Here is a 5,117-nt window from a genome sequence, read left to right on the forward strand (position 1 = left end):
TGGCACGCTGTTGAGTTCTCAAGGAACGGACGCTTCCTTCGAGCCGCCTTCCAGCGGGCCCTCCGGGCGCTTCGTTCTTTCGTGTTTCCAGCTTACCAGATGTTTTCCGCTCCGTTTTCCCGGAGTTTCTTTCATCCGATTCCCACTGGGGGGATTTCCTGCAACTTCGCTCCGAAGCTTATCAAAGCTTTCGTACTGCGCAGTTCGCGGGATTTGCTTCGTCGGAGGGCGCGCATTTCGTGAAACGCGCTCGCCTCGATTTGGCGGTGTCGTAGACACTAACGCCCGGGCCCGACCGTTGTCCAGTCAGTCCCAACCGTTCAAACCTACTAGCCCACCGGTGCCACGTCAATGGTCCGGCCGGGATGCGAGAAGAGTAGCAGGTCAGAGGCCTGGTGATCACATCCGCCTCACGCGGCGACCGGCTGAAGGTCCGCCCGGTCGGCCGCGTCCAGGTCTCCGGTCTCGCCGTCCGCCGCGGCCTTCTTCCCGAGCACCAGGGCATAGAGCAGGAAGGCGGTCTCCGCGACGACGCCGATCGAAATGCGCGCCCAGGTGGGCAGGCCCGACGGGGTCACGAAGGCTTCGAGGATGCCGGAGACCGCGAGCACCGTCGCCATGCCGATGGCCATGCCGATGATGGAACGGCCCTGTTCCGCGAGCGCCGTCGTCCGGGTGCGCGGACCCGGGTCGATCACCGTCCAGCCGAGGCGCATGCCGAGCCCGCCGGCGACGAAGACGGCGGTCAGCTCCAGCAGGCCGTGCGGGATGAGCAGGCCGAGGAAGACGTCGAGTCGGCCCGCCGAGGCCATCAGGCCGATGCCCGCGCCGAGGTTGAGGACGTTCGACCACATCACGAAGATCACGGGGATGCCCAGCGCGATCCCGAACAACAGGCACTTGACGGCGACCATGGCGTTGTTCGTCCAGACCTGGGCCGCGAACGAGCTCGCGGGGCGGTCCGAGTAGTACGCCTCGTACTCGCCACCGGGGCGGGTCATCTGGCGCAGCATCTCGGGCGAGGCGAGGCTGTTGCGGACCTCGGGGTGGTTGGCGACCCACCAGGCGATCACCGCGGTGGCGACCAGCGAGACGACCGCGATCGGCAGCCACCACCGGCGGGACCGGTACAGGGCCGCCGGGAAGCTCACCGTGTAGTACCGCGCCACGTCCCGCCAACCGCTGCTGCGGGTGCCGGTGACGGCGGCCCGCCCGCGGGAGACCAGCGCGGTCAGCCGGCTCACCAGTGTCGGGTCGGGCGCGGCGGCCTGCACCTTGGCCAGGTGGCCGGTGGCCCGCTGGTACAGGGTGACCAGTTCGTCCGCCTCTTCTCCGCTGAGCCGGCGCTTGCGGGCGAGGGCGTCCAGCCGGTTCCACTCCCCCTGGTGGGTGGCGACGAAGACGTCCAGGTCCATGCGGCGGCTCCATGGTCGACGCGAGGCGCGGGGCGCACGGGGCGGCCGCACACACGCGGGGCGGTCGGGCAGGTCGGGCGGGCGAAGACGTACGGACACGTGCGGGCCCAGCATGCCAGGACGGACCGACGCCGTGGCCCCCGGGATCTCACTTCCCGTCCGAGCGCCGGGCGCCGTATGTTGGCGACTGCGGATCGGACGGCAGCAGGTGGGTCGCGGGGGCCGGTCCGGGATTTTCCGCGCCACGGCGTCCATCCGCCTCCGCGACCTCGACGAGCGTGAACGGACGGGTGTCTTGAGCGACCTGGTGACCGGTGAGGCGGTCGTCCTCGACCTGCGCGCGGCGAAGCTTCCGAGCCGGGCGCTGGCCGTCGCGCTCGACCTGGCCGTGGAGTTCGCCGCCCTGCTGATCACCTCGCTGGTCCTCAGCGTCGCCCTCTCGGGCCTCGACGGCGCCGCGCTGACCGCCATCCTGCTCGGGCTGATGGTGTTCTTCCTGGTCGGCGTGCCGGTGATGGTCGAGACGTTCAGCCACGGCCGTTCACTCGGCAAGGCCGCGCTCGGTCTGCGGGTGGTCCGCGGCGACGGCGGTCCGGTGCGGTTCCGGCACGCGCTGGTGCGCGGCCTGACCGGCTTCTTCGAGCTGATCACGCTGAGCGGCGCGCCCGCCGTGATCTGCTCGGTGGTGAACTCGGAGGGCAAGCGGCTGGGCGACATCTTCGCCGGGACGCTGGTGGTCCGCGAGCGCGCCCCGGGCGGCGGCGGGACGGCGGTCGCCCTGCCACCGGTGCACCCGCAGCTGCTGCAGTCGATGGGGCACGAGCTCCGCGCGATGGACCTGTCGGCCGTCCCCGAGCCGCTGTGGCTCGCGATCCGCCAACTACTGGGAAGGATAGGCCAGTTGGACCAGGCCGTGGCGCACCGGTTGTCCGCCAGGCTGGCCGCCGACCTCGCCGCCAGGACGTCCCACGACGTGCCACCGGGAGTGCACCCGGCCGCCTACCTCGGCGCCGTGCTCACCGAACGTCAGCGTCGGGAGTGGACACGCGCCGAGGGCTACCGGCCGACGGCAGCCCCACAGACCCCACAGGCCCTGCCGACCCCACAGGCCCCGCCGACCGCCCAAGGCCCTCAGACCCCGCAGCCGTCGATGCCCGCGGCGGCCGCCGCAGCCCCCGCCCCGCTGACCGCACCACCGGCACCGCCGGCGCCGCCGGCACCGGCCGCCACCCCCCAGCCCAACGACATGGGCTTCGCCCCACCCGCCTGACCCGCGGCCTACCCCCCGAACTCCACCGGCCAGGCGTTCGGCGGCGACTCCAGCTCCTCCAGCTCGATCCCGTCCGCCGACAGCACCACGTCCCCGGCGAGGTGCACCACCTGCTGTTCCCCGGTCTCCAGGTCCGCCACCTGGTACCGCTCGACGAGCAGCGGACCGGAATCCGTGTCGTGCGTGTTGGTCCCCTCCAGCAACCAGCCCTGGTCGAAGGTGCGCGGCGCCAGCACCGGCTCGGTGAACGCCACCAGCCGCACCCGGGCGCTCGCCCCCTCCCGCAGCCGCAGCAGGCGGGCGGTCGCGACCAGGAAGGCCGGCGAGCGCCCGGTGAACCCGTGGGCCCGGTCGTGCCCCTCCACCGCGTGCTCGCCGCCCGGGTCGGCCGCGTCCGTACGCACCCACGCCACCCCGTCCACCGCGCCGCCGCGGACCTGCCACCCGCCCGCCCGCAGTTCCATCCGCAGCGGCCGGGCGCGCGAGTCCAGCGTGAGGTCGACGGTGCCGGTCACCCGGCCGTCCGGGGCGTAGGTCTTGGAGACGTACCGCCAGCCGGCCGGCCCGGGAGCGCAGCTGAACCGCTCCTCGCCGAGCAGCACGTGGTCATGGGTGTCGTGGAGCGAGTACCGGCCGTTGGGCATGCCCGAAGCCTACGTGGACGCCTCCGACCGGCCGGCATGCAACCTTCCGGAGCAGTGCCCGCATTAGGGAGGCGGACGGCGCGGGAGAGACGCCGCCGACACGATGAAGGGGGGTGCGGATGGCGAAGCAGACACACGACGCGGAGTTCACGGAGTACGTGGCCTCCAGGAGCGGCTGGCTGCGGAAGGTCGCCTATCTGCTGTGCGGGGACTGGCACCGGGCCGACGACCTGGTGCAGGAGACCATCACCAAGCTGTACGTGAACTGGTCGCGGGCCAAGCGGGTGGAGAACCTGGACGGCTACGCCCGGCGGGTGCTGGTCAACGTGTTCCTCGGCGAGCAGCGCACCTCGTGGTGGCGCCGCACGGTCCGCCGGGAGACCACGCCCGAGACCGTCGCCGACAGCATCGACCTGGACGCCTCGCTGGACCTCCGCCAGGCCCTGGCGGCACTGCCGCCGCGCCAGCGCGCCACGGTCGTCCTGCGCTACTACTGCGACCTGACCGTCGACCAGGCCGCAGAGGCCCTGGGCTGCTCCCCCGGCAACGTGAAGAGCCAGAGCTCACGCGGCCTGGACGCCCTCAGGACCAGGCTCGTCGCCCGCCCCGCCGTCGCAGAGAGGACGCCATGACCATCAACGATCACGACGAGCTGGCCGCCCACCTGACGGCCCTGGCCGACGCGCCGGCCCCACCGGCGGCCTTCGACGTCGCGACGTCCATCTCCCGGGGACGGGCCCGCCTGCGCCGCCGGCGCCAGGCGGCGGTCGGCGCGCTGGCCGCCATGACAGCGGCCACGGTCACGGCCGCCCTCCTGCTGGCGCCCGGAGGGGGTTTGCACGCGACCCAACTGCTGCCCGCCGGCACTCCCCGGGAATCCGCGGCCCCCACCCCCGGCGAGCCGGTCGGCAGCCCCACCAATCCGCTGATCATCAGCGGCAGGTTCGGCTGGCTCCCCGACTGGCTGGACCCGGCTCGCGACGTCGGGTACCTGGCGGACGGATCGACGGTCGTCACCAAGGCCGGCCAGGGCGGCCCGTCGGGGCGGCGGCTGGACCTCCTCGTCCATCCGGCCGGTGCCGAGCCCCGGTTGACCGAGACATCGCAGTCGAAGCCGGAGAAGGACCCGGCGCCCCCCGTCAACGGCCGGACCGCGTACTGGATCACCGATCCGACCCATCCGACGTTCGACAGCGGTCGGCGCATCCTGTGCTGGCAGACCGCTTCCGGCCGTTGGGCGCAGCTGGTGTCGAACCGCCCGCGCGGCGGCGAGGTGCCCGACGACGTGCTGCTCCGGATCGCGGCCGACGTCCAGACCGGCGAGTGGCCCGCCGCGCTGCCGTTCTGGCTGTCGGGACTGCCGGAGGGCCTCCGGCCGAGCCAGGCCGATCTGAGCCGTCCTGCGGCCGGGCAGCCGTGGAGTGCGGGAGCCGCCTTCTCCGTCGGCGAGATGACCATCGCCTTCATCGTGGCCCCCGCGGGCAAGCTGGAGTTCGGGAAGTCCGAAACGGTCTGCCGGGAGGAGCAGGGTCTGCAGATCTGCGCGACGACCGAAGGTGGCAGCAAGCCGCTGCTCGACAAGTTCGGTGGCCTGGAGGGCCTGACCCGGATGGTGCACCCCACCGGTGTCGACCCGTCGACCTGGACGACCGACGTCATCCGCTGACGGACGTCCGAACGCGCCGGGGGGGGGGGGCCCCCCGGGGGGGGGGGCGGCCCCCGGGGGGGGGGTTGGAACCCTCCTAGAGTGTGAGGGGGGCCCCTTTTGGGGGGCGCCGCCGGGGGCGC

The 5,117-nt window shown here is 72.6% G+C and carries 5 protein-coding genes; 3 read left to right on the top strand and 2 right to left on the bottom strand.

Annotated elements, in window-relative coordinates:
- Positions 1-410: 410 nt before the first annotated feature.
- The gene (locus ACFV4F_RS14455) at positions 411-1,415 is read right to left on the bottom strand and encodes a stage II sporulation protein M (RefSeq protein ID WP_380441998.1); all 1,005 of its coding nucleotides are present in this window, start codon (positions 1,413-1,415) and stop codon (positions 411-413) included.
- A 295-nt stretch (positions 1,416-1,710) separates the two neighbouring features.
- On the opposite strand from ACFV4F_RS14455, the gene ACFV4F_RS14460 reads away from it, so the two are divergent.
- Positions 1,711-2,685, top strand: a complete 975-nt coding sequence (locus ACFV4F_RS14460) for an RDD family protein (protein ID WP_380502453.1) — start codon at positions 1,711-1,713, stop codon at positions 2,683-2,685.
- Positions 2,686-2,693: 8 nt separating this feature from the next.
- Here ACFV4F_RS14460 and ACFV4F_RS14465 read toward each other — a convergent pair whose 3' ends face one another.
- Positions 2,694-3,329 carry a hypothetical protein gene (locus ACFV4F_RS14465; protein WP_380502456.1) on the bottom strand — a complete coding sequence of 212 codons (636 nt, stop codon included), beginning with the start codon at positions 3,327-3,329 and terminating at the stop codon, positions 2,694-2,696.
- Positions 3,330-3,448: 119 nt separating this feature from the next.
- Between ACFV4F_RS14465 and ACFV4F_RS14470 the strand changes: the two genes are divergently transcribed.
- Positions 3,449-3,961 carry a SigE family RNA polymerase sigma factor gene (locus ACFV4F_RS14470; protein WP_380442004.1) on the top strand — a complete coding sequence of 171 codons (513 nt, stop codon included), beginning with the start codon at positions 3,449-3,451 and terminating at the stop codon, positions 3,959-3,961.
- Positions 3,958-4,995, top strand: a complete 1,038-nt coding sequence (locus ACFV4F_RS14475; RefSeq protein WP_380442006.1) for a hypothetical protein — start codon at positions 3,958-3,960, stop codon at positions 4,993-4,995. The genes ACFV4F_RS14470 and ACFV4F_RS14475 overlap by 4 nt, the downstream gene beginning before the upstream one ends.
- The last annotated feature ends 122 nt before the right edge of the window (positions 4,996-5,117 follow it).

The organism is Kitasatospora sp. NPDC059722, assembly GCF_042733235.1.
Lineage (GTDB): Bacteria > Actinomycetota > Actinomycetes > Streptomycetales > Streptomycetaceae > Kitasatospora.